The sequence below is a fragment of the Paraburkholderia dipogonis genome (genome assembly GCF_042680985.1).
In the GTDB taxonomy this organism is placed as follows: Bacteria; Pseudomonadota; Gammaproteobacteria; order Burkholderiales; family Burkholderiaceae; genus Paraburkholderia; species Paraburkholderia phytofirmans.
Genome location: NZ_JBHUFR010000039.1, coordinates 1 through 821, shown reverse-complemented (window position 1 = coordinate 821; position 821 = coordinate 1). Strand labels below are relative to the sequence as shown.

The following is an 821-nucleotide window of genomic DNA, read 5'->3' as shown; positions in this document are numbered from 1 at the left end:
GCACTGTTGCAAAGTTAGCGATGAGGCAGCCTTTTGTCTTATTCAAAGGCCTTACATTTCAAAAACTCTGCTTACCAGGCGCATTTCGCCCAGGGGATCACCATAATAAAATGCTGAGGCCTGGCCTTTGCGTAGTGCACGCATCACCTCAATACCTTTGATGGTGGCGTAAGCCGTCTTCATGGATTTAAATCCCAGCGTGGCGCCGATTATCCGTTTCAGTTTGCCATGATCGCATTCAATCACGTTGTTCCGGTACTTAATCTGTCGGTGTTCAACGTCAGACGGGCACCGGCCTTCGCGTTTGAGCAGAGCAAGCGCGCGACCATAGGCGGGCGCTTTATCCGTGTTGATGAATCGCGGGATCTGCCACTTCTTCACGTTGTTGAGGATTTTACCCAGAAACCGGTATGCAGCTTTGCTGTTACGACGGGAGGAGAGATAAAAATCGACAGTGCGGCCCCGGCTGTCGACGGCCCGGTACAGATACGCCCAGCGGCCATTGACCTTCACGTAGGTTTCATCCATGTGCCACGGGCAAAGATCGGAAGGGTTACGCCAGTACCAGCGCAGCCGTTTTTCCATTTCAGGCGCATAACGCTGAACCCAGCGGTAAATCGTGGAGTGATCGACATTCACTCCGCGTTCAGCCAGCATCTCCTGCAGCTCACGGTAACTGATGCCGTATTTGCAGTACCAGCGTACGGCCCACAGAATGATGTCACGCTGAAAATGCCGGCCTTTGAATGGGTTCATGTGCAGCTCCATCAGCAAAAGGGGATGATAAGTTTATCACCACCGACTATTTGCAACAGTGCCGT

Annotated in this window: 1 protein-coding gene; it reads right to left on the bottom strand. The window is 52.4% G+C overall.

Annotated features, from left to right (window positions below; genetic code table 11):
- Positions 1–51: 51 nt before the first annotated feature.
- Positions 52–756 carry an IS6-like element IS26 family transposase gene (locus tag ACFSNN_RS38100; protein ID WP_001067855.1) on the bottom strand — a complete coding sequence of 235 codons (705 nt, stop codon included), beginning with the start codon at positions 754–756 and terminating at the stop codon, positions 52–54.
- Between the last annotated feature and the right edge of the window lie 65 nt (positions 757–821).